Below are 25,509 nucleotides of genomic sequence, written 5' to 3' on the forward strand. Positions count from 1 at the left end.
CTGTGAATGGAGTAAAGAGGAATGTAGGAGACAGCATTACGATTATGTCGGACACGGATATCCTCGCTCTGTGGAAGAGCACGGCTACCAATGTTAGTGTAACCTACAAGGCGAACGGAGGTACGGGTGCGGATATCGTAACAAGTGTTTCGACAGGAAGTTCCATTACCCTTTCTGCGAACACCTTCGGAGCACCGAGCGGACATGTGTTTGACGGTTGGTCTGTGAATGGAGTAAAGAAGAATGTAGGAGACAGCATTACGATTATATCGGATACAGTTATTCTCGCTCTGTGGAAGAGCACGGCTACCAATGTTAGTGTAACTTACAAGGCGAACGGAGGTACGGGTGCGGATATCGTAACAAGTGTTTTGACAGGAAGTTCCATTACCCTTCCTGCGAACACCTTCGGAGCACCGAGCGGATATGTGTTTGACGGTTGGTCTGTGAATGGAGTAAAGAAGAACGTAGGAGACAGCATTACAATTACAGAGGATACCGAAGTTTTGGCTCTATGGATAACAACAGGTGGAAACAGTTCCGGTAAGAAGGATAAGGAGGACAAGGAAGATAGGGAGATTCCTTCTCCAAAGAAGGACGAAAAAAGTCCTTTCGTACCCCAAAGTGATAAAGGTTCTTCCAAAGACTGGTCTGACAGAGTAACTGAAGATAAACCGGTCCATACTTTAATTACGCTTAAAATCGGTTCGGCGAACTACCAGGTGGTAGAAAATGGTAAAACCGTTACCAAGAAGATCGATGTCACTCCAATGATCTACAAGGGAAGAACTATGATTCCCACGAGGATGATGGCGGAGCTGTTGGGTGTAGGGGTATCTTACAATCCAAAGGCTAAAACGACAATCTTGGAGTACAACAAAAACAAGATCGAGCTTACTCTTGGAAAACAGACGATGAAAATCAACGGAAAAGAACGTAAGTTGAGTGCACCTATGATGACGAAAAACAATAGGGTACTTCTTCCTCTTACAGATATTCAACGTGCGTTGAAGGAACTTGGACTTCGCAGTGAAGTGAAGTGGGATCCTTCTACAAAGAGCATCTCAATTACAAAATAGAACACTCTTACATCCGCTTATACAGGATTCAGATTGCAAGTTTTGGTTTGTACTTGCATCATTCTGATGGGATAGAGAGTTATTGAAACAAGATTTAAGAAAAGCCGGGAGGGGCTTGTGGGATGGTTTCCTGCAAGTCTCTCTGTTACATAGTTCACATTTATATTTCATAATTTTAAAAGATGTGTAATATAAAACTTATTAAAATTGACAAGTTGAACACTTTGAAGTATATCGGTCTTCAAATGGTTTTGGAGTTTGTACTGATTTTTCTGAAAAAACAGCAATAATATCCGAAATACGATTTGACGGAACGGATAAATATGTTATAATGAAGACAATGTCATTTTGGAAGTGGCATTTTTCAGTAATTTTGTGTTACATAAGTATATGTATTAGTTTAAGGAGGATATAGAAATGAAGTGTTTGGTAACGGAAAAGGTAAATGAAGAAGGCTTGAAGGTGTTGAGGGAGCATTGCGAGGTAAACGTATTCTTACAGAAGACTCGCGATGAGCTCAAGAGCGAGATCAAGGACTATGAGATCCTGATTGTAAGATCCGACACTCCGGTAGACAAGGAGCTTATCGACGCAGGCGAAAAACTCAAGGCCATCGGAATGGCGGGTATCGGCTTGAACCACATCGATGTGGAGTATGCAAAGTCGAAGGGCATCGCCGTATTCAATGTTCCCGACGGAAGTTTCAACTCCGTATCCGAGTTGGCTCTTGCCATGATGTTGACAACGATGAGAAAGGTCGCTGCGGCAAACTATGCAGTTAAAAAAGGAAGTTGGAACAAGACGGGCTTTACCGGAAATCTGTTGACCAGAAAGACAGTGGGTATCTTGGCTCTTGGAAGGATAGGAAGACGTGTTGCGCAGCTTTGCCAAGGTTTTGACTGCAAGGTGATCGGTTACGATCCCTATTTGAAACCTGAGGTGGCAGAAGAGATGGGTGTTGCTTTGATGAGTTTGGAAGAGGTCCTCAAGAATGCGGATGTGCTTTCCATCCATATGCCTCTTACTCCCGAAACCAAGCATATGATCGGAGAAAAAGAGCTTGCAATGATGAAGGACGGAAGTTATCTGTTCAACTTGGGACGCGGAGGTATCGTGGATGAGGACGCTCTCTACAACGCACTTACTTCCGGAAAATTGAGCGGAGCAGGTCTGGATGTATTGGAAGTTGAGCCTCCTTCCGCAGACAACAAACTCTTCGGCTTGGACAACTGCGTTATTACCTGCCATATCGGTGCGGGAACGATCGAAGCACAGGAGTATATCGCGAAGTCTCTTGCAAACCAAGTGATCGAATATCTGAATATCTAGGAATTAGCGCCTGCTTATATGATGTAGAGATAAACGGGGGAGTCCCTCTGATTTTCCTGCCTATAGCTAAACATGCAAAGAGGGTTACAAAATTATTTTGTAACCCTCGCTTTATTTATACTATTCATCAATAGAAGTATGGATAGATCTATTTTTCGACAACAAAAAGTTGTTTTATCTTCTATGGGTCGCAGATTGTTTATAGTAACAATCCAAAGGAATAATAGTATTATACTATTCTTCGATAGAAGTATGATTATATCTGTTTTGCAATCACGAAAATTCGTGTTCTCTTCTATAGAGTGCAAATCGTTGATATCCATTATTCAAAGGAATAGTAGTATTATACTCTTATCTATGGAAACACCGCACAAAGGCAAACTTCCGATTTTTCTTCGGCTTTATAAAACACAAAGGTTTGTCATATCAATATTTTCAAGAAGTTCATCCTTCGTACAAAATGAACCTTATGCCGACTTTTCGAACTATGCGGTATCGCCTTAGTATAACGTATCAATAATATTCCCTTAGTTTGTTTTGGTTTTTTGTAAAAAACTCCTCTAACCAATCTATACCGTAGGCATAGCTGAAACCTTCCAATAACATAGAAAAATCAATAAGGTCAAAACCCATCTTTTTCAAGTTGTCAAAAGTTTCAAACGGAGATCGGAACTGCTTGTATTTGATTATTTCGGCAATATCCTTTAAGTCTTGACTTCTTGCGCTTTCCATTTTCATACCGAGAACATATTCGATAGGGGCAATAAAAACGCTTAAACTTTCGAAATCATATAACATCTCGCACAGACTCAACGGAGGCTGTTTGTTCATATTTGCTACGCTGTTGTTGAGCCAAAGCTCTTCAAATGTATTGATCCCGAATCGTTCCCCTACTTGAGCAACAATTTCGTTGATCTCCCGACTTTCCTTGTAAAAAGCATCTACGTCTTGTGTTGCACGTAGACCGTGATATTCCAAAACATAGCCTCCAACACATATAATGGTCAGCTTAAGTTTTGCTTTTATCAGTTCTTTATTTAATTCTTCAAAAACAGGTTTCATTTTATCCATGTCTGTACTTCTCCATCATTTTTTGAACGTTTGTAAGTGTTGCGGGCCTATTGAGTGAAATGACATATTCATGTGTAGGTGTATCGCTTTGTAGCGCGTATTTCAAGGTGATCTTCTGAAAGTTTGTCAATTCTTCGCAAGCCAGCAGTCGTTCAACATCTTCATCCGTCAGATAAGAATGGTCTTCAAAAATCACCTTGCGAAGATATCGAAACCAGTGTCCGGCATTAAATCTCGACTGTTTTGCGGCATTTACCATATATTCGTACCAAGTCATTTTGATACCTCCTCAAAATTGAAGTATTGAGCTTGTTTTATACCGTTTCTCCTATATCAATGATCTGTGATCTACAGGCACCAAAACGGTTTTTTGTATTTAGCGGAAGAGAATATTCTCGGACTTTGATGAATTCTTTGTTTTACCTTCAACCAAGTCCGTCGGTATTGATACCTGTTCCATATACGGTAGTTCAAAAACTTTTCCTCAACTTGTTCATACTTGAACGGAAGGCAGTGCTCTGATTTTTGAATGATATTGTCCTAAGAAACATCGCATAATTCGAAAAGGTAGGAGAAAATCAGTTTTTCTTGAACAAGTCCATTCTCGAAAGTGTGTATTTAAAAGGTTTTCTATATCCTGTGAAACAAAGGGAAGATCATTTGGTGTCTTTGTGAACTGCTTCCCTAATATATTATTTATTCCCGATTTTGTGAAACTCCAAACTCTAAAATAAAGGTTCGGAGGAGGGAGATAGGATCCGATTTTTCAGTCGATCTCGCTCTCGGGAGCAGAGACAACCGTTCTTCATTTTTCACTTTCATATCCGAGTCCTTTATAATACTATTATCTATCAGAATTGACAGGTTGAACGTTTCGAAGCATAGGATCATCCAAGTTGTTTTTTCGTAAGTGATAAGTCTGTATACCCGGCATTTCAAACGGAAAATAGTATAAAACACAAAGGTTTGTCATATCAATATTTTTAAGAAGTTCATCCTTCGTACAAAATGGATCTTATGCCGACTTTTTGAATTATGCGGTATCTCCCTAACAGAATTTCATCCGGTTGGGGTCATCGGTGTTTTCGCACTCGTAGAAGGTATCGATGCAGATCCCCGCTTCTTCGGCGACGGTCATGATGGTCTTCTTGTCCTCCTGTTTTGTATAGAGGATACAGACTCCGCAGCAGTGGTCCGCCTCTCTGGGAGTGGGAGCCATGGTAGAGTCTACACAGTGTGCTCTAAGCTCTTGGTAGAGTCGGAGCGCAAGGGCGGAGTTGGCCAGCAGTACATAGAATTTTTTTGTCTTCATGGCTATTGGAGCATTTCGATAAAGGCCCCGATCCTCGTTTTGAGTTGTTCGGCATCTTCATCGGTGTAGTCGGTCTCGATCCCGATACAGGGAATCCCCGCTTCTCTCATCGCTTTTTCCACGAAGTAACCTTCCGTATCGTAGATGTTGCAGAATTTGAGGTTTACATCGATGACTCCGTCGACCTTGTACTCCTGTGCCAGACGGATGATGTCATCAACTCTGGCACGGTTCGGAGTAAAGCATGCACAGTGGATGTTGCCGAGGTAACGGTCGGAGAGGTTTTTGACCATTTCGTCCAAGGAGCCCTTTTCTTCGTTGACGAGGGCTTCACTGTATCGAATTCCGGTACACATTTCTTCACAGACCACAGCTCCGCCGGAAGTCTCTATGATTTGATGAAGTTTCCAGTTCGGAATAGACAGAGGTGTTCCCGTAAGAAGGATCCGTTTGGTTCCTTTTTTGTAGACGGAGAACTCGTTCTTTGCTCTTTCTTCCAATTCGTCACAGAGGGTGTTGAGCATCTGTGCAAAGCGTTTGGGATCGTCATAGAAGGCGATCTGATGGATGAGAAGGGAATCTCTTCCGCTGATCGGAACGTTGTCCAGTTTTCTGAAGGAGTTCAATCTCTGTAGGGCACGACGTTTGTTGTTGGAGGTCAGGATGGCGTCGTGAAGTTTTTCTTCGGTAATGGTGTTGCCCGTGAGTTCTTCGAGTTTCTTCATATAGAATTTGATTTCCTTCTCCCACTTCAGAAAATCTTCGTCCCTCTTCATCTGAGGAATGTCCATAATATACATCGGAGCGTCTTCGGAGAGGATCTCCCAAGCTTTTTTCTTTCCGTCACAGGTGGTTTCGCCTACGAAGAGGTCACAGATTCGAAAGAAGGGACAGGTCCTGTCAAACCTTGCTCCAAGCGAGGCTTTGATCAGGGGACAGGTCGCCGTGGGAAGGACTTTTTCGCCTCCGGGTACCCAGAACTGAGATCCGCTGCAAAGTCCGGTTGCAATGGCACCTGCTGCAAGTACGACCTCATCGGGAACGTGGATACAGAAACTTCCTACGACTTTTCCGCCTTTTTCTTGGAATTTGACGAGTTCCGCCGGACGGATTCCGTGAATGTCCGCAACGACCATATTGAAGTAGTCCATTCTTTCAGGTCTGTGTTCCTGACTGAGGTAGACATCTCCGAACGCTTGGGGAAGCGCTTCGCATAGGAGATCGTGGGTTTCAAGGTCCATACCGAGGTTTTTCCATAAAACATGATTGTCTGACATACTAATCTTCCTTTCCGTAACTCAAGTGTAAGTTTGCGTCAACAAAACATTCGGGATAGGTAGCATCGGCGTAAGTTCTTCCTCTTACAAGGCGATAGTTCTTCCCGTTTATATCTCGGGGGAGGTTTTGGTAGGCTCCGCCCGGACACATCATATAAAAGGTCTTGCGTGTTCTCTTTTTGTCATATTCGATACAATTGACCGCTTGTTTTAGAAATGAGATCCTCTCGCTAAGATCGACAAAGTAGCTCGAAAAAAACTTGAGTTCAAAGAGTTGTTTTGTATCTAAGCTGCTTTGTTCCAACTGTTGTTCCAAAGACCGTATCTGCTTGAACAGTTCAAGGCATTGCCTGTGTTTTACAGGGTTATAGCTTGTTTTTGTCTTTTTCTCCAAACAGTCGATAAGCTGATTTTTGTTTTGGTAGACGATGACGTCCCTCGAGGTATGGGAGGATAAGGCATCGATCATCGACGGGCAGAATCTGTCCATAACAAAGAAGTTGCAGGAAAAGAGGATGGGACATTTTTGCGTTTGGAGATAGATGAGGGTACTTCGGATGACATCACAGCCTTCACAGTCACCGAAGGAAAAGATATGGGAGTCTATTCCTTCGATTGGCACCGTTTTGAAACCGAAGGAGCGGATCAGAGGCTCATTTACCCTTGTTCCGAAGATACCTGCAAGATTGTCTTCTCCCGATCTTATCATTACGCAGTCCACATAGGCCTGCCTGCGGATCTCGGGCAGTTCGTCAAAGGCGATGAGACCGTTTCGGATATAGGGTGTCATGAGAGCAACGCCGCCCCGATAGCTCCCGCAAAACGGGCATCTTCGTGTGAGGTTACCGGAGATTGCAGTCGTCTGGAAAGATCTTTGAGGACGTAGGTGCTGTCACAGAATCCTCCCGTGAGGAAGTAGCTGTCGCTCCTGGGTTTTTTGTTGACAAGGACGCTTACCTTGGAACAGATCGAATCGACGACACCTGCGGCAATGTCTTCTCGAGAAGTACCTTTTCCCATCAGAGAAATAATCTCGGATTCGGCAAAGACCGTGCAGGTCGAGGAGATTTGGATCTTCGTCCCCTGTTCGGCAAAGAGAAACATTTCTTGAAGGCTCAGTCCAAGCCTGTTTGCCATGATTTCCAAGAATTTTCCGGTTCCGGCGGAACATTTGTCATTCATAATAAAGTCTACGACAAGGCCGTTTTGGAGGAGGATGATTTTGGTATCCTGACCGCCGATATCTATTACCGTCATGCTATCCTTGCCAAGAAAAGAAGCACCTTTGGCATGGCAGGTAATCTCGGTAATGGTCCTGTCCGCATAGGCAACGCTGACACGTCCGTAACCCGTAGCTGTGATCGATACCTCTTCTCTTGTGTATCCCAGTTCTTTGATCCATGCTTGTATGTATTCTCCCGTCTCTTTGCTGTTCCAGCCGCTCGGCATCAGTTTTTTGTGAAGGATGGTCCGCTTATCCTCATCCATAATGACAACTTTGCTCGCGGTTGAGCCGATGTCGATTCCTATATAGTACATAAGCCCTCCTAATTATTCTAAAAATAAATAAGTTTTAAGTTTATTTTATAAAATAAAGGTAGTCTATTTTCTTTTTTTTGTCAATAGAGAACAGGGGTTCTTTTGTAAAACTTTGTACTATTCTTTTTTAAACTTGTCACATAATATATGTTTATTCTATGGTTTATCAAGGATTTAAGTCTATCATATCGTTTTTTCGGAAGGAATTTCGATCGGATGGCAACTCCGAAAATCAAGAGATAAAAATTATCAACTGAAAAGGCGACTTCTTTTAGAAAGTCGCCTTTTATCGTCTTTATGTTTTTACCATATTCAAAAAAATGTAAGGGAAGCGGCATACAAAGGCAATCCCCTGATGATGCATTCTTGAATTTATAAATACCAAAGATTTACAAATCAATAATTTCAAGAGTCTCATCCTTCGCATAACGTTCATTCCATACCGATTTTTCGAGTTGTGCGATATACTCTATTATTTTTTGAATGTTTGTAAGTATTGCAGGTTGATTGAGCGAGAGGACGGGGGTGCGTTTTTTGTCTTTGTCAGGATGGACTCTTACTTGTTTTTGAGATCGATCCTCTTTTTAAACTTGTTTCTGAACTTTAAGATCGCGAAGATCGACAGTAAGACTCCCGAGCAAAGAAGCACTATTCCAACAACCTTATGGTCTTTTATGATCACAAATCCGATAATCATCGATATCAGAGTTATTAGGATAAGTAAGAGAGTTACCAAAACAATCAACGGATATCTTATAAATCCGGGGAGGTTTCTGGTCTTGATAAATTCTATACTGCCTTCAAAAATCAACTCCAACAACAGTTCCATTACAACTTCCAACATACCTATGTCTCCTCCCTATCAGTCCGTGATTCTGATATAGTAGCCGTCGGGGTCCAGGACGGCAAATTCCATAGGAGTGATGATAAGATCTCCTACCCGAAACCTCCTCGTCTCGAGCTCTTTCTTGATCGGATAGCCGGCGGATCTGAACCTCTCATAAATCTCCTCTACGTTGTCCACGCCGAACGAAAAGTTGACTCCCCGCCCGAAGGGGTAGGAGAGATTTTTCAATTCTTCTTTGGAGCCCTGCTCGATCATCAGTTGGATCTCGTTGAGGGACAGGAAGACAAATTTGTCCTCACTCCGTTCATACTCGATTTGGAAACCCAAAATATCGATGTAAAAATGCTTTGATTTTTCGATGTCGGAGACGATAAGCTCCGGTATCAGATCGTTGTATTTCATGATTGTCTCCTTTGTGCTCGTGTGATGTTACCGAAATACCTTGTTTGAACAAAACTTCTTCCGAATATGGATGCTAAGTTCTGTCTCATAAAAAGGGGGGAGCGAAATCGGTTTAACGCCGGGAATAAAGATTGTGAATGTATTTGTTTTAGAAGATCGCTACACCTTCTGCAACAACGGATCGTATCTCTGAGAGACCTTTCACGAATATTCTTTGCGTCTTTTCGAAAAATATGTGAGTGCTTTCTGTCAGAGCTTCTTCTTTTTCTTGGGCTTGGGAGGGGGAAGCTCGTCAAAGACGGTATCCAAAAGGCCGGTCAGATACTCCCTGTTATCGACATCGTCCACCAACAACATTTCTTTGCCACCCTCGTAGGGAAGTTGGTATTCCGCGTTGGAAAGATAGGCGATCGCGGACTTCACGGGTTTGATAAGAAGCCTGTCATCGTAGATCCCTCCGAAGATCCTGCCCCTGTAATAGAGGATGTATTCACCCATCATTGCTCGGTAGCTGATGTCTTCAAGGTCGGAGAGTTGTTCCAAAATAAAATCCAAATATTCTTTGCTCGATGCCATAATATCACCTCGGTTTTAAAATTCAAGGTTATGCTATTATCTATTTGAAATGGACAGGTCGAACGCTTTGAAGCATACTATCCTCCAAGTTGTTTTTCGGTAGGGATTATGTTTCCTGCCCGAGATTTCCATCGAAAAAATAGTATTATAAGTCGATCCAATATCTCTGTGTGATCGCTCCGTCTTCCATAACTTCATTTTCGAGGATCCCTCCGTTATTTCGGATGGATTTCGCCGAGGCGATATTGTTTTTGTCGCAGGTGATCAATACGCGTTCAATCCCAAGTTTTTTGCACTCTTGTAAAGCCAGAGCCATCATAGCCGTCGCATAACCCTTGCGCCTTTCGCTCGGGCGAACTCCGTTTCCGATATGCCCTCCGGTATACAGGAGATCTTCATTCAAGTAGTGTCTGATATTGACTGCTCCCACAAAGATGTTTCGGTCGACATCCAAGCAAAACAGTATTGTATCGGGAACACGTATGCCCGGTATTTCTTCTTTTGTTTCCAGTTCGTTCATATAGTGGTCAAAGTTATGGAAATCTTCTCTGAAGATTGCGGAAGGAGAACGGTTGGTTTTGTTCTCTTCTATATCCTTCTTCCACTCTTCCAACATATCGAAGAGTTGGTCTTTGTATTCACAGGAGAGCGGTACCAGTCTTATGTTCATTGCAAGGTTCCTCCATCGGTCTATGTGTTTATATTCACCATATGTATTCCCGATTTTGTAACGTTCCAAACTTCAAGATAAGGCAGAAAAGAGGAAAGTTTGAGGGATAACGAGGGGACAAAGGGAGAAAAGAGGAGGGTTGTAAAAGACGGGGAAGAGGGCAGTATCACATTGATCTTATTGCCGATTTTTCGAATTATGCGTCATTGCCTTGGAATTGACGGGTTGAATGCTTTGAACTATAATCCTCCGAATTGTTTTTTGGATCTTCTTTATATCGGGAATTTCAAACGGAGAACGGTATTACAGGTTCTATAGCTAAAGTTGGTACAAGTCGTTCTTCCCTATTTGCCAAGAGGGAAAAAATAGTGCATAATAGAAGTACGGATCGGGGTCGATACAAGAGGATTTTGCGCAATGCGGGGTCTTGTTCTGTCGAAGAAGGTCCGAAGGTCATTTTGAAACAAGGATAAAAAAGGAGTTGGAACTATGTCTACACCACATAACAACGCGGTTGCGGGACAGATCGCGGAGACGATATTGTTACCGGGAGATCCCTTAAGAGCGCAGTATATTGCAGAAAATTTTCTTGAGGATGCCGAGCAGTTCAATGCGGTTCGAAATATGTTCGGTTACACGGGAACCTACAAGGGCAAACGGATTTCGGTCATGGGTACGGGGATGGGTTGTGCTTCGATCGGGATTTACAGTTATGAGTTGATCCACACCTATGGAGTGAAGAATTTGATCCGTATCGGTTCCTGCGGTTCGTACAGCAAGGATTTGAAGCTGTTTGATATCATCCTCGCCATGGGTTCTTCGACGGACTCCAATTTTGCAAGTCAGTATCAGCTGAACGGAACGTTCTCGGCGACGGCGTCCTATGAGTTGCTCGAAAAGGCGAAGAAGGTTGCAGATTCCAAGAATATCCCCGTCGTTGTGGGAGATGTGTTCACATCGGATATCTTCTACTCTGCAAGTCCGGATGAATGGAAGAAGTGGGAGAAGATGGGAGTCTTGGCGGTCGAGATGGAGAGTTATGCCCTTTACTGTAATGCCAAGTATGCCGGGGTCAATGCTCTTACGATTCTTACGGTGTCGGATTCCTTCCACTTTGAGAAGAAGACAACGCCTGAGGAGAGACAGAAGAGTTTTACCGCAATGATGGAGATTGCCTTGGAGCTTGCTTAAGGGAGTTGATAGTGAGTATCCGGTTATAGGATTCCATCGTTTGAAGAGCAAGTAAAAACGTTTTTTATGCAATGGACACAGGCACAGGTTCTTTCTTCGAGAGGTTTCGGTCTTTTTTGAAAAACTCTAGGATCATACTGTATCTTTGTGCAAGGGTTCCTTGAAGAGAAAAACTCAAATTTTTTACAATTTCTTTTTATAAGGCAAAAAATCTATCATAATTTCATTTTTGATTTTTTTTCATAGATGGGTACGGAATTGAAAATAATAATGAAATAAACCTAAAAATATGATACAATACTAGGGTATCATATTTTTTATTATAAAGAAAAGGAAGTTACGAATGAAGGAACACTTTATTAAGATCAATACGGACTACATCAAACTCGACCAGCTTTTGAAGCTGTCCAATCTCGTATCGACCGGAGGAGAAGCGAAACTCAGGGTGATGAGCGAGGAGGTACGGGTCAATGGCGAGGTGGAGACCAGAAGAGGAAGGAAACTTCGATCGGGAGATCGGGTCGAACTGGATGGAGAGGTCGTAGTTGTAAAATAGGAGTAAGAGGATGTTGCTTCGAGGGTTGAAACTTAAGGATTTCAGAAATTACGAGAAGCTCAGTCTTTGCTTTGATAAGGGAGCCAATATTTTTTTCGGCTCGAACGGGCAGGGCAAGACAAATTTGCTGGAGGCGATTTCGCTCTTGTCGGTGGGAAGATCCTTTCGAACGACGAGAGATGCCGATATGATCGCTTTCGGGCAAGAAGATGCCAATGTGATCGCCGATACTTACAGCAACAAGGGCGAGTACAGCATCGATATCAAGCTGGGCAAGAAGATAAAAAAAGCTGTAAAGATCAATTCCATGCCGATCGACAAGCTCCAGGATCTCTTTGGAGTGATCAATATCGTAGTGTTTTCCCCCGATGATTTAAAACTGATCAAAGACGGGCCCAAGGAGAGAAGGCTTTTTCTGGATCGAGAGATTTCACAGATCAAGCCTCGTTACTACCGTGTTCTGTCCGATTACTATAAGGTGCTTCAACGCAGGAATCTTCTGCTCAAGGAGGAAGGTTCTTCGGTGATGGTCGATATCTATACCGAGCAGCTGGCGCAGTTCGGTTATGAGGTGATGGAGATGAGACGGATGTTTCTTGAGCAGATCCGCACGATCGCCAAGGAGATCCATCGAACGATCTCTTCCGGAAAGGAGGAGCTCAATGTGGAGTATGAGGCGAATGTGAGTGCGGATACAGTGCAGGACTATCTTTCGGTTTTGAGAGAAGCGATGGAGCAGGATGTGCTCAAGGGCAATACGACCAGGGGTGTCCACAGGGATGATATCGCCTTGAAGATAGGAGAGATGGACATTCGTCACTTCGGTTCTCAAGGTCAGAAGAGGAGTGCGGCAATTTCTCTGAAGCTTTCGGAGATTACCCTTATGCATCAGCTGTTCGACGAGTATCCCATCGTGCTGTTGGACGATATCTTCAGTGAACTCGACGTGCAAAGACAGAAGATGTTGCTTGAGTACGTCAAGAATACACAGGTATTTTTGACGACGGCGGAGAGTTTTGAGTTTGAAGGAAGGGTGTTTCGTGTGGAAGAGGGCAGGGTGATACAGACCGAATCCGTGATCGAGGGAGAACTATAAAGGTTCATTCAAACAGGGAGCGGGATGAGTTTTCGGTTTGAACCTTATCAACCGTATACAAAGGCATAGGGAAATACCGTATGCTATTCTCCGATAGAAATTACTATTCACGAAGAACAATTCGCAAGGTTCTATACTCCAAGACATTCAATCTGTCAATTTTAACAGATAATAGTACTACAGCGAGGTCGCGTACATTCGACATCGCTTTACAGAATGTGGGAGAGTCGTGAAAGGGAGGGGCTCAAAAACGTTTATGTGAAAATGGGGTATAGCGTTTTTGCAGGAGATATGGCAGTGTGTCGGGATAAAAGATTTGAAAGGTTCATAAAGGACTGTCGATGACGATAAGAGGGCGGCTACGCCAAAGGATAAAATCAGGAGGTTAGGATGACGAAGAAGGAACAGGCGATAACGGAATACGGAGCTGAGCAGATCCAAGTGCTGGAGGGCTTGGAGCCGGTAAGGAAGAGGCCGGGAATGTATATCGGTTCCACCGGAACAAAGGGCTTGCACCACCTTGTATATGAGGTGGTCGACAATGCGATCGACGAAGCCTTGGCAGGATATTGTCAAAACATCTATGTGTCGATCGAGGAGGACGGTTCGATCAAGGTGATTGACGACGGAAGGGGGATCCCGGTCGAAATCCATCCCAAGACAGGCAAGTCTACGGTGGAAACGGTGCTGACGGTCCTGCATGCCGGCGGAAAGTTCGGTAAGGGAGGTTACAAGGTCTCCGGAGGTCTTCACGGTGTCGGAGTTTCGGTCGTAAATGCTCTTTCGACTCAGCTTAAGGCGACGGTCAAACGCGATGGCAAAATCTATCTTCAAGAGTTCAAGCGGGGAATCTCTCAAGGAAATTTGAGGGAGATCGGTGAGACGGATGAGACGGGTACCATGATCGAGTTTACTCCCGACCCTGAGATTTTCGACGAAGTGGAGTACAGGTACGAGACTTTGGAGTACAGACTCCGAGAACTTGCCTTCCTCAACAAGGGAATTTCAATCGTACTTGAGGACAAGAGAAGGGGAAGCGAACAAAAGAATACCTTCTATTATCTTGGAGGTTTGCAGGAATTTGTCGCGTTTTTGAATAAGAATAAGACACCGATTCACAGCGATGTGATCTACTTGGAAAAGAGGATTGACGAGTATTCGGTGGAGATTGCCATGCAGTACACCGATGCCTATGTGGAGAACATCTATTCCTTTGCAAACAATATCAATACGGTGGAAGGCGGTATGCACCTGATCGGGTTCAAGAGTGCTTTGACCAGGACCATCAACGACTATATCAAGAAGTCCAACCTGCTCAAGAACAAGGAAGAATCGTTGATCGGCGAGGATGTCAGGGAAGGTCTGACCGCCATCGTATCCATCAAGTTGCCTGATCCGCAGTACGAGGGACAGACCAAGACGAAACTGGGCAATCCTCCGGTGCGTTCGGTTGTAGAGTCCTTCCTCAACGAGTACTTCGGGGCATATTTGGAGGAAAATCCGCAGACGACGAGGATCATTCTTGACAAGGCTCTCAGGGCAAAAACTGCACGCGAAGCGGCAAAAAAGGCGAGGGAGCTGACCAGACGCAAGAGCGTCCTCGAGTCGACCTCTCTTCCCGGCAAACTTGCGGATTGCAGCGAGAAAGACCCCGCCCTCTCCGAGATCTACCTTGTCGAGGGAGACTCGGCGGGAGGAAGTGCAAAACAGGGCAGGGAGCGAAAGACTCAGGCGATCCTTCCTCTTCGAGGAAAGATCCTCAATGTGGAGAAGTCAAGACTTGATAAGATCCTGTCTTCGGATGAGATCAAGAATATGATTACCGCCTTCGGCTGTTCAATCGGGGACGAGTTCGATGAAGAGAAGCTTCGCTATCACAAGATCGTGATTATGACCGATGCCGATGTCGACGGAGCTCATATCCGAACCCTTCTTTTGACGTTTATGTTCCGTTATATGAAGCCTTTGATCGAGAAGGGCTATGTTTACATCGCTCAACCTCCCCTCTACAAGATTTACAGGGGTAAGAAGGAGGTCTATGCATACAGGGAGGAAGAACTGCAGGAGAAGCTTGCGGAGTTCGGCGACGGAATTAAACCCAAGATCCAGCGTTACAAAGGTCTTGGAGAAATGAATCCGGAGCAGCTGTGGGAGACGACCATGAATCCGGACACCAGGACCTTGCTCAAGGTTACGGTGGAGGACTTCTCGGGAGCGGACGATACTTTTTCGATGTTGATGGGAGATAAGGTGGAGCCTCGAAGAGAGTTTATCAACAAGAATGCGAAGTATGTTAAGAATTTGGATATATAGGGGGGACTTGAGTGGAAAATAAAGACAAGATCATAGATATTGACATCCGGAGAGAGATGGAAGACTCCTATATTGAATATGCGATGAGTGTTATTGTAGGAAGGGCGCTTCCCGATGTAAGGGATGGCCTGAAACCCGTGCACAGAAGGATCCTCTTCAGTATGGGGCAGAACGGACTGACACCCGATAAGGCCTATCGTAAGTCTGCCACCGTTGTCGGAGATGTACTCGGTAAGTACCATCCGCACGGAGATGCGGCGGTTTATGAAACCATGGTTAAGATGGCTCAGGATTTTTCGATCCGTTATCCCCTGGTCGACGGGCACGGAAACTTCGGTTCGATCGACGGGGACAGTGCGGCGGCGATGCGTTACACGGAGTCGAAGATGGCGAAACTGGCAATGGAGATGCTTCGCGACTTGGACAAGGAGACGGTCGATTTTATGCCGAACTATGACGAATCCTTGGAAGAACCCGCGGTCCTTCCTGCGAGGTATCCCAATCTTCTGGTCAACGGTTCCAACGGAATTGCGGTCGGCATGGCGACCTCGATCCCTCCTCACAACTTGGGGGAGGTCATCGACGGAGTCTGTGAGATCATCGACAATCCGGAGGCGGAGCTCAAGGACATTCTCAAACACATCAAGGGGCCGGATTTTCCGACAGGAGCTTATATTATGGGCAAGAACTCCATGTATGAGGCCTATCGGACCGGAAGGGGCAAGGTCATTCAGAGGGCAAAGACCAAGATCGAAGAGATGAGTAACGGCAAGAGCCGTATTATCGTTACGGAGATCCCTTATCAGATCAATAAGGCGAGGTTGGTAGAGAAGATCGCCGACCTGACCAAGAACAAGAAGATCGAAGGGATCACGGATATCCGAGATGAAAGTAACCGCAAGGGAATCAGGATCGTGATTGAGCTTAGAAGAGATGTCAATGCTGAGATTGTATTGAATCAGCTCTTCAAATACTCCTCCTTGCAACAGGTGTTTTCGATCATTATGTTGGCGCTTGTCGACAACGAGCCGAGGATCCTTTCCTTAGAGCAGATCCTTCGCCTCTATCTCAAGCATCAGGTCGATGTGATTACCAGAAGGACGGAGTTTGATCTGAACAAGGCTCTCAATCGTGTGCACTTGCTCGAAGGGCTGCTGATCGCCATCGATAACATCGACGAGGTCATCCGCGTGATTCGTTCGGCTTACAACGATGCAATGGAAAAACTGATGGAGCGGTTTGCTCTGTCCGAAGCTCAAGCGCGCGCCATCCTCGATATGCAGCTTAGAAGACTCCAAGGTTTGGAGAGGGAGAAACTTCTCGAGGAGAAGAAGGACTTGGAGGAGAAAATCGCCTACTACCGAAGGATCCTCTCCGACCCCATCCTGCTCAAGAGCATTATCAAGGAAGAATTGCTGGAGATCAAAGACAAGTATGCCGACAAGAGGAGGACGGACTTTATCGATGCCTATGAGGAGATCGATATCAAGGATATGATCTCCGACGATGAAGTGACTGTCACACTGACTCATTTGGGTTATATCAAGCGTGTGGCGATCGATACCTACAAGACCCAGAAGAGAGGAGGCAAGGGGATTTCTTCCATGTCGACGAGGGATGAGGACTTTGTCGAAACCCTTCTTCTTACAACCAACCACAGCAAGCTGGTCTTTTTTACCGATAGAGGAAGGATATACAGGCTCAATGCCTATGAGATCCCCGAGTCCTCAAGGACGGCGAAGGGGACCAACATCGTCAACCTCCTGCCGCTGGATGAGGGCGAGAAGATCACAAGTGCCCTGTCCTTCAAGGACGATCGGGATAATGCCCACTATGTCTTGATGTGCACCAAACTGGGCATCATCAAAAAGACACGTTTGGATCAGTTCCAAAAGAGTGACAGAAACGGCTTGATTGCAATTTCCCTCGATGAAGGTGACAGTTTGATCGGAGTCGCTTTGACCGACGGAGAACAGAACATCCTCTGCGTAGCGCGTCAGGGCAAGGCCATTCTCTTCGATGAGAAGGAAGTCAGAGATATGGGACGTACCGCTCGTGGAGTTCGGGCGATGAGACTCGATCTGGGCGATGAAATTGTGTCCATGCTCGTAACCGAACATGACAAGGATCTGTTGATTATCTCGGAGCGAGGTTACGGAAAGAGGACTCCGATTAGTGAATACAACGTTCAGAGCAGGGGAGGAAAGGGCTCCAAGACCTATAAGATCACGACGAAGACGGGAGAAATTATAGGAGCGAAGATCATAGCGGACGAGGATGAAATTATGGTCATCAATACCGACGGTACCCTGATCCGTATGTCGGCGAAGGATATCTCCGTACTCGGCAGGGTAACCAGCGGAGTCCGTCTGATGAAGACCTCGGAAGATAAGGCTATAGCATCCTTTGCCAAGATTGAAGCGAGTGAGGAAGAATAATAAAGACAGAGGGTATAAAGTTAAGCAAATACCGCATTGAAGATCGGAATAGAGATCGTTTCGGGGAGGTTTAATATGAAGATCACATTACAACAATGTATTTTTTTGATATCGAATTTGACGAAGAAACAGACGCAGTTGACTTCTCTTCTTACCGGTCAATACGTTGTTCCGCTTGCAGTCAATGGCAAGGATACGGCGGATAAAACCAAGGAAGAGCAAATGAGGAAGGACCTCGACGAGATCGATGTGCTTTCCGAAGACATCGTAAGGTTGAAAAGTGCACTCAGCCTTGCAAACAATGAAAACAAGATGGAAGGTCGTACCATCTATGAGGTGCTTGAAGAAGTGCGTATCAAACGTTCCGTGCTCTATCAGGTCCAATACTCCTTAGATAGAGAATACAGTAAGGTCGAAACGGGAGTCGGTGTCGTTCGTTATGGTGTGCTCAACGAGGAACTGATGCGTGAAAAAAGAGATTCCTTGGAAAAAGAGGTCAACTCTCTCTCCGAGAAGGTCGATGTAGCAAATGCCTCCATTCAAATCGAGGTCGATCTTTTAGGAACTTATTAAGATTTCGTATGGATGAAACTGAGTCTTGAAGCGGTGATATATCCTTTTTCAAGACTCGGTGAGGAAGAAAACTATCGTTTCGGTAGCCGGATTCGTCTTGGAGATTGTTGCCTGCTCTTAAGCAGAAGAACGGGAACGCATTTCGACTGGTCATCTCTTACGATTTTTATTTACGAACGGAACAAGGAGATTACTTTTGGAAGTAAATATTTAAGAGAATCCGGCGACGGGCGACCGCGTCAAAAACATTTCTGGGGATGAGTTTTGCCTTTTTCATCCCCTCTACATATCATAAAATTCTCCGATAGCAGAGCTCTGATAGCTATCGTTCTTTGTTTTTCACTTTCATACCCGAGTCCTGTGTTGAAAAATACTCATACAGATGACTATGCAATGCAACAGGTAATAGTATAAATCAACAAATAGCGTCATCATCGACAAAATGAAGATGGTCCGTATCCACAGTGCCATGAATAGTATAATGCTATTCTCCTTTTGAAATGTCCGGGATATGAAAAAAAGATATATGTTTCACAATATAAACGTTTTAATTAAATGGGAGGAATTTGCTTGCCGTAGTTGATTACTTGAAAAATAAGGGACATCTTTTATATGAGAATTTAAGGCGAGAATCGTATAAATTTTGGTTAAATATTAAAAACAGGGGGTAGAAAATAAAATAGTATATTTTGATTAACCCGAACACGAAGAAGGGGAAGGAGTTTAATATGTTTGGAAGAAGAAGAGAGGCCAATCCGCTTGCTCTGATAGGAGCGGCGATCATCGGAATGAGTGCAGGAGTTTTACTTGGAGTGGTTATCGCTCCCAAAAAAGGAAAAGATCTCAGAGATGAACTTTATGATAAAACCTTGGATATGGTAGACAGTGCAAAGGAGCTGGGAAGCAGTGTAAGAGACAAGATCCGTGCAAAAGAAGACGATATTTTCTACTATGATGACGAAGACAAGTTGGTCTTCCAAAAGGATTTTACCAAGAATATCACGGGAGAACTCGATAACGCTCTGGAGAATATGGAAAAAGAAGGAAAGAAGTTTTTTGATAAAAAATTGAAGTAGGTTTGGACTTTCCACGGGGATGACGAGATGTCGGATGCTTGAATGAACGGTATCGGAAGGGTTGATTCGTCTTTCTCGGAAAGAGGGTTCCTTCCTTATACAGAATACAGAAACACAAGAGGATTGTAAGTATACACGGATTGAGAATAGGAGAAAAGAATGAGTTTATTGGATAAACTGGGGATTGATAAACTAAGTAAAAAAGCACAGGAAGTTTCGAAGAACCTGCCGGAAGATGCCGTGAAGAAGGCGGAAGAGCTTTTTGAAGAGGCAAAGAAGAAGTCCGAAGAAGCGACAAAGAAGGCGGAAGAGATGCTTGCCGATGTTCGTGAAAAGGCGGAGCAAGCCGTAAAAAAGGCGGAAACGGTAGCCGAAGATGTCAAGGCGAACGCGCAGGAAGCGGTAAAGGATGCCGAAAAGAAACTTGAGGAAGCAAAGGAAAAGCTCAAGGAAGTAGCGGAGGATGTCAAAGATAAGGCAGAGGATGTCGCAGGAGATGTCAAGGACAAGGCGAAAGACGTCGCCAAAGAAGCCGAAAAAAAGGCGGGAGATGTTGCCGATAAGGCAAAGGAAGTAGCCGGGGATGTCAAGGACAAGGCGAAAGACGTCGCCAAAGAAGCCGAAAAAAAGGCGGGAGATGTTGCCAATAAGGCAAAGGAAGTAGCCGAGGATGTCGAGGACAAGGCGAAAGATGTCGCCAAAGAAGCTGAAAAAAAGGCGGGAGATGTTGCCGATAAGGCAAAGGAAGTAGCCGAGGATGTCGAGGACAAGGCGAAAGATGTCGCTAAAGAAGCTCAAAAAAAAGCAGAGAATGCTGTCGATAAGGCAAAGGATAGTTTGAAATAGGTTCTACGAAGCGGAGCTGTATTTTTGGAATTACTCTCTCCTTATTAGTTAATAAGGAGGGAGTGATTTATTTGTGTATATCGGAAAAGAAGAGCAGATGTAGGCGGGAGGCATTGATATGTGGGAAATAGGTGTATTGTTGATCGGAATAGGCGTACTTATTGTCTGTATCTTTTTGGCGACAACCATAAAAGATTTGGGACTTACATTGAAAAAAGTAAATCAAATGCTTGATGAGAATGAACGAAGCATTCATGATATTATGAACAATGCGGCCAATATCACAGGTTCGGTAGACGATGTTGTCTCCACCTCTCAGAAGGCGGTTAAGGCTTTGACTACTTTTGGAGCGATAAAAAGCATCACCGGTGGCAGAAAGAGACGTTGAGGATAGTTTTAAGAGGAGGAAGAATATGGCAATCAAGGTAGAAGGGCATTTTAACGAAGAGAAAAATCAAACAGAGGTGGAACTGCAAGGAGAGATCGACATCTACGGTTCTTCTATTTTTAAGGAAAAGGTTCATGAGTTGACCGGGAAATATCCGGATAAAGAGATGGTATTTGATATGAGGGAACTGGATTACATCGATTCGACAGGTCTGGGAGTGTTGATCGGAGCTTTGAAGGTTCTAAAGGCAAATGCGAAGGGAATTACATTGAAGAACTTGAAGCCGAATGTATATAAGGTATTTAAGATTACAAATCTGTCACAGATTTTTACGATCATTGATGAGAAATAACCACCGAAACAAAAGGGGAAAAGAGTACGAACAAATGGAGGGATTGTTTTGGAAATAAGGAAGAGTGTGAAGAGTGGAACCATTAAGATGGAGTTGCCGACAAATCCGGAATATGTCGCTGTTGCCAGATTAACCGTTTCCGCCATTTCCAACATGATAGGCTTCAATATTGAGGATATTGAAGATATTAAAATTGCTTTGTCGGAGGCTTGTTCAAATGCGATCAGGCATTCTCAGAGGGATTTGTTTCAATTGAATTTTGAAATCGGAATGGATAAGTTGGGAATTGAGGTAACCGATGACGGTGTGGGCTGTGTTGTGGAGCATTTGAACGAACCGGATCTCAACGATCCCAAGGAAGGAGGATTGGGCCTTTTTATTATCAGGAGTCTGATGGATGACGTTTGCATTGAAAGCGGGTTGGACAAGGGAACCAGAATTTGTATGACGAAATTTTTGGAGGAAGGAAAGTAAATGCAAAAGGAAAGCGGAAAAGGTAAGCAGAAGTACAAAGATATGGTTGCTGAAAATCCTAAGTTCCTTAACAAGTCGGAGAAAGAACTGTTTCTTTTGTTCGACAAAGACAAGAAAAATCTGGAATTAAGAAACGAATTGATTCAAAGAAACCTCTATATTGCAGAGATCCTTGCGAAAAAATACATCAATCGTGGAATTGAGTACGAAGATATCTACCAAGTGGCATCTTTGGGCTTGATTTTGGCCATTGAACGTTACGACGTCAATCGAGGCTTTGAGTTCTCGAGTTTTGCCACACCGACTATTATCGGAGAAATCAAAAAATACTTCAGGGATAAAGGTTGGTCGATTCGAGTCCCTAGAAAGATCCAGGAGCTTTCCAAGAAGGTCAACGAAGCCAAGGTACATTTGGAAAATACCAAAGGAACGGTACCCGAGATCAAGGATATCGCTTCTTATTTGGGTGTCTCCGAGGAGGAGATCATCGAGGTCATGGAGGCCTCTCAAGTATATCGGTTGAAGTCGCTGGATGTCACTTATGAGAACGGAGGAGAGGATAAGGAAGTATCCCTCCTGGATGTGTTGGGAGAAGAAGACAAGAGTTTTCGTGAGATCGAAAATAGAGATTTTTTTGAAAGTATGCTCGCCAAACTCGACGATATGGAACGCAAGATCATAACCGAGCGATTTTTTAATCAGAAGACACAGATGAGTATCGCAAAGGAATTGGATATTTCACAAATGACGGTATCTCGTATGGAGAAAAAGATTTTATCCAAGATAAAAAAAGAATATGAAAAAAGCATCAACTAGGAAGAAAAACCGTTTTGTTTTTTGCAAAGCAGGTTTTTCTTTTTGAGCGTAATACTACTTTCTTTTGGAGCAGTAGATATATCCGCTTCTACAAATACAAACTTATTTGAGTGAGCATCGGACACAGGGTGCTGATATCGAACGTTCAAATGGTAGAGAATGACATAAGTACTTAAGGAGATACCGCATAATTCGAAAAATCAGTATAAAGTTGATTCTATACGAGGGATGAAATTGTTAAAGATATTGATATGACAGACTTTTGTACTGTATCAAACCGGAGAAAAATCAGAAACTTGCCTTTGTACGATGTTTCCTTAAGACAAGATTTTATCCGGTTCTTGTGCAGGTTTGGGTGTTTTTTGCACAAACAGTTATCGGATAAGAGAATAGGAGAAGAGAACTATGGATATAGCAAATTATATTGACCACACTTTATTAAAATCGGACGCGACGACAGAGCAGATCAGAGTTCTGTGTGAAGAGGCCAGGCAATACAGCTTTGCATCGGTCTGCACCAATTCCGTGTTTACGTCCTTTGTGGCGGAGCAACTTAGAGGAAGCGAAGTCAAGACCTGTGCGGTCGTAGGCTTTCCCTTGGGAGCAATGGCAACCAAGGCAAAGGCTTTGGAGACCAAGACGGCGGTGGAGGATGGAGCAGAGGAGATCGATATGGTACTTGCCATCGGTTTGTTAAAGCAGGGAGAAGATGAGAAGGTGCGAAGCGATATTGAAGCGGTCGTCAGGGAAGCGCATCCCAAGGCGAGTGTAAAGGTCATTATTGAAGCCTGCCTGCTTACGGACGAAGAAAAGGAGCGGGCGTGTCGCCTTTCCTTGGAAGCGGGGGCGGATTATGTCAAGACTTCGACCGGCTTTTCTACAGGAGGAGCGAGCCTTGAAGATGTAAGATTGATGAAAAAAACCGTGGGAGAGAAGATGAAGGTAAAGGCGAGCGGAGGGATTCGAACCTTGAGATCCGCCTTGGATTTTATTGAGGCAGGAGCGGACAGGATAGGGACGAGCAACGGAGTTCAAATCGTGGAAGAGGCGAAGTGATACCGAAAGTTTAAATTCTACGATTGCTCAAACCGTTTCCGACAAACATATATTCTGTTTACCTGACATGTTATACTATTATTCCTTTGGATTGTGGATATAAAAAATCTGCGACCCATAGGAGATAAAGCAATTTTTCGTTGTCGAAAAATAGACATATCCATACGTCTATTGATGAATAGTATTAAACGGAGGATAGTATTGAGATCGCTTCAATCGTTTTTGTCGATTTTCTCTTCCGTTCTCCTGATATTTGATCAAAGAAGAGTAGATAAAACATATAAAAAGCTATCCCGTTACATGGGATAGCTTTTTCGTGTAACAGAAGTATTTATGGTGTTTATCCTTTTGTTAGTTCTAAAGGATGCAGGAGATTATTGGGTACGGGAGATCTCTCTTCCGATCACGAGGAGTCTGGCATCGGAGGTTTCGTAGGTACAGGTACAGAGGGTGATGAGTTTATCGTCGGGATAGAGTCTCGCCTTCTTCCAAAGGATGCCTTCTTTGAAGTTGTTTACATAGTCGACGGCATTCATCTGTTTGTCCCATGTTCTGTGGTTGATAAAGAAGAACACATCCTCTTCATTGGTCAGATCCAAGGTGATGACCGCGACAGGTTCATAGGTCCGGATGGAAGATTCGTATTCCACATGAATGTTGTTATCTCCGAGGAAGAAATTTTCTTCCCGAAAGTTTCGCAGGGTGGTAAACATATTCTTCGCCTTCATCGTATGACCGTAAAAAATAATGTTGTCATCCTCGACGGTATTGTCCATATCCATAAAGATGGCTCCGTTGATGTCCTTGTTTTTGTGTGCGTTGTGAGTCAGATAAAACTCGTTGTCCGCACTGTATACAACAGGGTAGTCAATGTTGGTATTATCGATTTTGAGCCAGGCGGATACATCTTTGTTGACCGTGGATTGCAAGGTGGCGATCAGATCGGATCGGTAAGCCGGATGTACCTGTTCTTCAGGAGAGGGGTCCGGTTCAAACGAAGTATCGAGAGCCGCCTCGTAGTCTTTTTCCAAAGAGAGGTTTTGGTCAGGCTTCAATATCTTATAGACAGAAATCCCCGAAACAATTAAAATAGTAAGCAGGATCATTGCCAAGGACAGTTTTAAGATTTTCATAGTCAGTCTCCATAGATAGAATTTTTACAAAAAATTTCGCCTATTATTGTATCCCGTTGTGTTTGGGTACCGAATGCAAGGGATACAAATAATATATATCACAGTCTTGAGTGTTTCAATCAAAATATTTGAGGTGAAATCAAACTGAAATATTGAAAAAACCGCATTATTTGAGCATAGATCAAATGCTTTTCTCGTCTTATGTTTTCTTCTGAACGATTTGTGAGGAGGCTACATTCTGTCCGGAAGTTCGCCCTCATAGCGTTTCTTAAGGAGATTCGGCGGGGAAGGGGTTTTGGATAAGGAGGAGTGCTTCGTTTGGATATTGCATTTTTTGAGTGGATGGGGACTATTCACAGTCAATGGCTGACACCGTGGATGATCGCCTTATCGACAATGAACAACAAGGGGGTCGTGTGGATTATCCTTTGTTTATTGCTCTTCGTTCCCAAGAGTACCCGCAGGTTTGCCATTGTTCTGGGAGCGGGCCTTATTGTGGTTACGATTTTGGGGGAGGGTCTAATCAAACATTTGGTAATGAGACCTCGTCCGTTTATTACCTTCAACAAAGAAATTCTTATCAATCATCCGAGAGGCTATTCTTTTCCTTCAGGTCATACGGCTTCTTCCATGACGGTTTTGGGGATCTTTTATTTGAGAATGAGAAAGTATCTTCTTCCGATTGCCTTGCTTGCTGTGGGGATCTCGTTTTCGAGGTTGTATTTACAGGTCCACTATCTTACGGATGTTCTTGCAGGGACGCTTTTGGGTTTTGTTGTCGCCTACAGCGTCGATGCCTACTTCAAAAAAGTGTGGAAGGAGTAGGTGTCGTTTCGTCTTTTGTGGAGTGTGTCGGTGTCTATACGGGGGTTTGGGTATAAATTCTTTAATGAAGAAAGAGTTTGTGTCTTTTGCAGTGTGATACTATGATCCATTTGAATTATTTGATATCGATCTCTTTCATTCCTATGGGAGATACAATAGATTTTTATGTTTTCGGGTGTGAATATAACCACATTTCCGCCGGAGAATAGTATGAAACGCTCTATGCGAAAACAAGGCTGTAAGATAAGGATGTTTTTTGTTTTAAAAATAGTGT

Annotated in this window: 28 protein-coding genes; 17 read left to right on the top strand and 11 right to left on the bottom strand. The window is 43.9% G+C overall.

The annotated features are described in order from the left end of the window. Both ACFO4R_RS11550 and ACFO4R_RS11555 read left to right on the top strand, forming a co-directional pair. Nucleotides 1-1,079 (top strand): stalk domain-containing protein (locus tag ACFO4R_RS11550; RefSeq protein ID WP_379789303.1); only part of this gene is annotated, 1,079 nt, incomplete at its 5' end. 417 nt (nucleotides 1,080-1,496) lie between these two features. Continuing rightward, the gene (locus ACFO4R_RS11555; RefSeq protein WP_379789305.1) at nucleotides 1,497-2,408 is read left to right on the top strand and encodes a D-2-hydroxyacid dehydrogenase; all 912 of its coding nucleotides are present in this window, start codon (nucleotides 1,497-1,499) and stop codon (nucleotides 2,406-2,408) included. Nucleotides 2,409-2,921: 513 nt separating this feature from the next. Here ACFO4R_RS11555 and ACFO4R_RS11560 read toward each other — a convergent pair. The 10 genes from ACFO4R_RS11560 to ACFO4R_RS11605 form a co-directional block, all read right to left on the bottom strand. Beyond that, nucleotides 2,922-3,479, bottom strand: coding sequence for a DUF6036 family nucleotidyltransferase (locus ACFO4R_RS11560; RefSeq protein ID WP_379789306.1), 558 nt, complete (start codon nucleotides 3,477-3,479; stop codon nucleotides 2,922-2,924). After that, on the bottom strand, nucleotides 3,472-3,756 hold the full coding sequence (locus tag ACFO4R_RS11565) for a hypothetical protein (protein ID WP_379789307.1): 285 nt from the start codon (nucleotides 3,754-3,756) through the stop codon (nucleotides 3,472-3,474). Before ACFO4R_RS11565 ends, ACFO4R_RS11560 begins: the two co-directional genes overlap by 8 nt. A gap of 771 nt (nucleotides 3,757-4,527) precedes the next feature. After that, a complete protein-coding gene (locus ACFO4R_RS11570; RefSeq protein WP_379789309.1) occupies nucleotides 4,528-4,791 on the bottom strand; it encodes a putative Se/S carrier protein in 264 nt (87 codons plus the stop codon). Nucleotides 4,792-4,793: 2 nt separating this feature from the next. Continuing rightward, entirely contained in the window at nucleotides 4,794-6,068 is a 1,275-nt protein-coding gene (locus ACFO4R_RS11575; RefSeq protein ID WP_379789311.1) for a double-cubane-cluster-containing anaerobic reductase, read from the bottom strand. Nucleotide 6,069: 1 nt separating this feature from the next. Beyond that, a complete protein-coding gene (locus tag ACFO4R_RS11580; protein WP_379789312.1) occupies nucleotides 6,070-6,858 on the bottom strand; it encodes a hypothetical protein in 789 nt (262 codons plus the stop codon). Beyond that, nucleotides 6,855-7,607, bottom strand: a complete 753-nt coding sequence (locus ACFO4R_RS11585) for an acyl-CoA dehydratase activase (protein ID WP_379789313.1) — start codon at nucleotides 7,605-7,607, stop codon at nucleotides 6,855-6,857. Before ACFO4R_RS11585 ends, ACFO4R_RS11580 begins: the two co-directional genes overlap by 4 nt. A gap of 556 nt (nucleotides 7,608-8,163) precedes the next feature. Beyond that, complete coding sequence (locus tag ACFO4R_RS11590; protein WP_379789315.1) at nucleotides 8,164-8,451, bottom strand: hypothetical protein; 288 nt, start codon at nucleotides 8,449-8,451, stop codon at nucleotides 8,164-8,166. Between the two features lie 18 nt (nucleotides 8,452-8,469). Then, a complete protein-coding gene (locus ACFO4R_RS11595) occupies nucleotides 8,470-8,856 on the bottom strand; it encodes a bleomycin resistance protein (RefSeq protein WP_379789317.1) in 387 nt (128 codons plus the stop codon). 249 nt (nucleotides 8,857-9,105) lie between these two features. Beyond that, complete coding sequence (locus tag ACFO4R_RS11600) at nucleotides 9,106-9,432, bottom strand: TfoX/Sxy family protein (RefSeq protein ID WP_379789319.1); 327 nt, start codon at nucleotides 9,430-9,432, stop codon at nucleotides 9,106-9,108. A gap of 145 nt (nucleotides 9,433-9,577) precedes the next feature. Beyond that, complete coding sequence (locus ACFO4R_RS11605; RefSeq protein WP_379789321.1) at nucleotides 9,578-10,102, bottom strand: GNAT family N-acetyltransferase; 525 nt, start codon at nucleotides 10,100-10,102, stop codon at nucleotides 9,578-9,580. A 99-nt stretch (nucleotides 10,103-10,201) separates the two neighbouring features. On the opposite strand from ACFO4R_RS11605, the gene ACFO4R_RS11610 reads away from it, so the two are divergent. The 14 genes from ACFO4R_RS11610 to deoC all read left to right on the top strand — a co-directional run bounded on the left by ACFO4R_RS11610 (nucleotide 10,202) and on the right by deoC (nucleotide 23,277). Beyond that, nucleotides 10,202-10,420: a hypothetical protein gene (locus ACFO4R_RS11610; RefSeq protein ID WP_379789323.1), complete on the top strand. Its 219-nt coding sequence runs from the start codon at nucleotides 10,202-10,204 to the stop codon at nucleotides 10,418-10,420. Between the two features lie 171 nt (nucleotides 10,421-10,591). Then, on the top strand, nucleotides 10,592-11,293 hold the full coding sequence (gene deoD / locus ACFO4R_RS11615; protein WP_379789325.1) for a purine-nucleoside phosphorylase: 702 nt from the start codon (nucleotides 10,592-10,594) through the stop codon (nucleotides 11,291-11,293). Between the two features lie 343 nt (nucleotides 11,294-11,636). Next, on the top strand, nucleotides 11,637-11,849 hold the full coding sequence (yaaA, locus tag ACFO4R_RS11620) for a S4 domain-containing protein YaaA (protein WP_379789327.1): 213 nt from the start codon (nucleotides 11,637-11,639) through the stop codon (nucleotides 11,847-11,849). Between the two features lie 10 nt (nucleotides 11,850-11,859). Continuing rightward, nucleotides 11,860-12,945 (top strand): DNA replication/repair protein RecF, encoded by a 1,086-nt coding sequence (gene recF / locus ACFO4R_RS11625; protein ID WP_379789329.1) that lies wholly within the window; start codon nucleotides 11,860-11,862, stop codon nucleotides 12,943-12,945. A gap of 390 nt (nucleotides 12,946-13,335) precedes the next feature. Beyond that, complete coding sequence (gyrB, locus tag ACFO4R_RS11630) at nucleotides 13,336-15,258, top strand: DNA topoisomerase (ATP-hydrolyzing) subunit B (RefSeq protein ID WP_379789331.1); 1,923 nt, start codon at nucleotides 13,336-13,338, stop codon at nucleotides 15,256-15,258. An 11-nt stretch (nucleotides 15,259-15,269) separates the two neighbouring features. Next, nucleotides 15,270-17,696 (top strand): DNA gyrase subunit A, encoded by a 2,427-nt coding sequence (gene gyrA / locus ACFO4R_RS11635; protein ID WP_379789333.1) that lies wholly within the window; start codon nucleotides 15,270-15,272, stop codon nucleotides 17,694-17,696. Nucleotides 17,697-17,771: 75 nt separating this feature from the next. Continuing rightward, a complete protein-coding gene (locus ACFO4R_RS11640; protein ID WP_379789335.1) occupies nucleotides 17,772-18,269 on the top strand; it encodes a hypothetical protein in 498 nt (165 codons plus the stop codon). 728 nt (nucleotides 18,270-18,997) lie between these two features. Further along, nucleotides 18,998-19,345, top strand: coding sequence for a YtxH domain-containing protein (locus ACFO4R_RS11645; RefSeq protein ID WP_379789337.1), 348 nt, complete (start codon nucleotides 18,998-19,000; stop codon nucleotides 19,343-19,345). A gap of 159 nt (nucleotides 19,346-19,504) precedes the next feature. After that, on the top strand, nucleotides 19,505-20,191 hold the full coding sequence (locus ACFO4R_RS11650; protein ID WP_379789339.1) for a hypothetical protein: 687 nt from the start codon (nucleotides 19,505-19,507) through the stop codon (nucleotides 20,189-20,191). 118 nt (nucleotides 20,192-20,309) lie between these two features. Beyond that, a complete protein-coding gene (locus ACFO4R_RS11655) occupies nucleotides 20,310-20,579 on the top strand; it encodes a DUF948 domain-containing protein (RefSeq protein WP_379789341.1) in 270 nt (89 codons plus the stop codon). A gap of 25 nt (nucleotides 20,580-20,604) precedes the next feature. Beyond that, nucleotides 20,605-20,931 (top strand): STAS domain-containing protein, encoded by a 327-nt coding sequence (locus tag ACFO4R_RS11660; protein WP_379789343.1) that lies wholly within the window; start codon nucleotides 20,605-20,607, stop codon nucleotides 20,929-20,931. An 87-nt stretch (nucleotides 20,932-21,018) separates the two neighbouring features. Then, a complete protein-coding gene (locus ACFO4R_RS11665) occupies nucleotides 21,019-21,405 on the top strand; it encodes an ATP-binding protein (RefSeq protein WP_379789368.1) in 387 nt (128 codons plus the stop codon). After that, the gene (locus ACFO4R_RS11670) at nucleotides 21,406-22,221 is read left to right on the top strand and encodes a SigB/SigF/SigG family RNA polymerase sigma factor (protein WP_379789345.1); all 816 of its coding nucleotides are present in this window, start codon (nucleotides 21,406-21,408) and stop codon (nucleotides 22,219-22,221) included. It begins immediately after the preceding gene. 405 nt (nucleotides 22,222-22,626) lie between these two features. Next, a complete protein-coding gene (gene deoC / locus ACFO4R_RS11675) occupies nucleotides 22,627-23,277 on the top strand; it encodes a deoxyribose-phosphate aldolase (protein WP_379789347.1) in 651 nt (216 codons plus the stop codon). A 374-nt stretch (nucleotides 23,278-23,651) separates the two neighbouring features. Here deoC and ACFO4R_RS11680 read toward each other — a convergent pair whose 3' ends face one another. Beyond that, nucleotides 23,652-24,410: a class B sortase gene (locus tag ACFO4R_RS11680; protein WP_379789349.1), complete on the bottom strand. Its 759-nt coding sequence runs from the start codon at nucleotides 24,408-24,410 to the stop codon at nucleotides 23,652-23,654. A gap of 318 nt (nucleotides 24,411-24,728) precedes the next feature. Between ACFO4R_RS11680 and ACFO4R_RS11685 the strand changes: the two genes are divergently transcribed. Further along, nucleotides 24,729-25,235 carry a phosphatase PAP2 family protein gene (locus tag ACFO4R_RS11685; protein WP_379789351.1) on the top strand — a complete coding sequence of 169 codons (507 nt, stop codon included), beginning with the start codon at nucleotides 24,729-24,731 and terminating at the stop codon, nucleotides 25,233-25,235. Nucleotides 25,236-25,509 lie beyond the last annotated feature (274 nt).

Origin of the sequence: Filifactor villosus (assembly GCF_042652965.1) — a bacterium.
Taxonomy (GTDB): Bacteria; Bacillota; Clostridia; order Peptostreptococcales; family Filifactoraceae; genus Filifactor; species Filifactor villosus.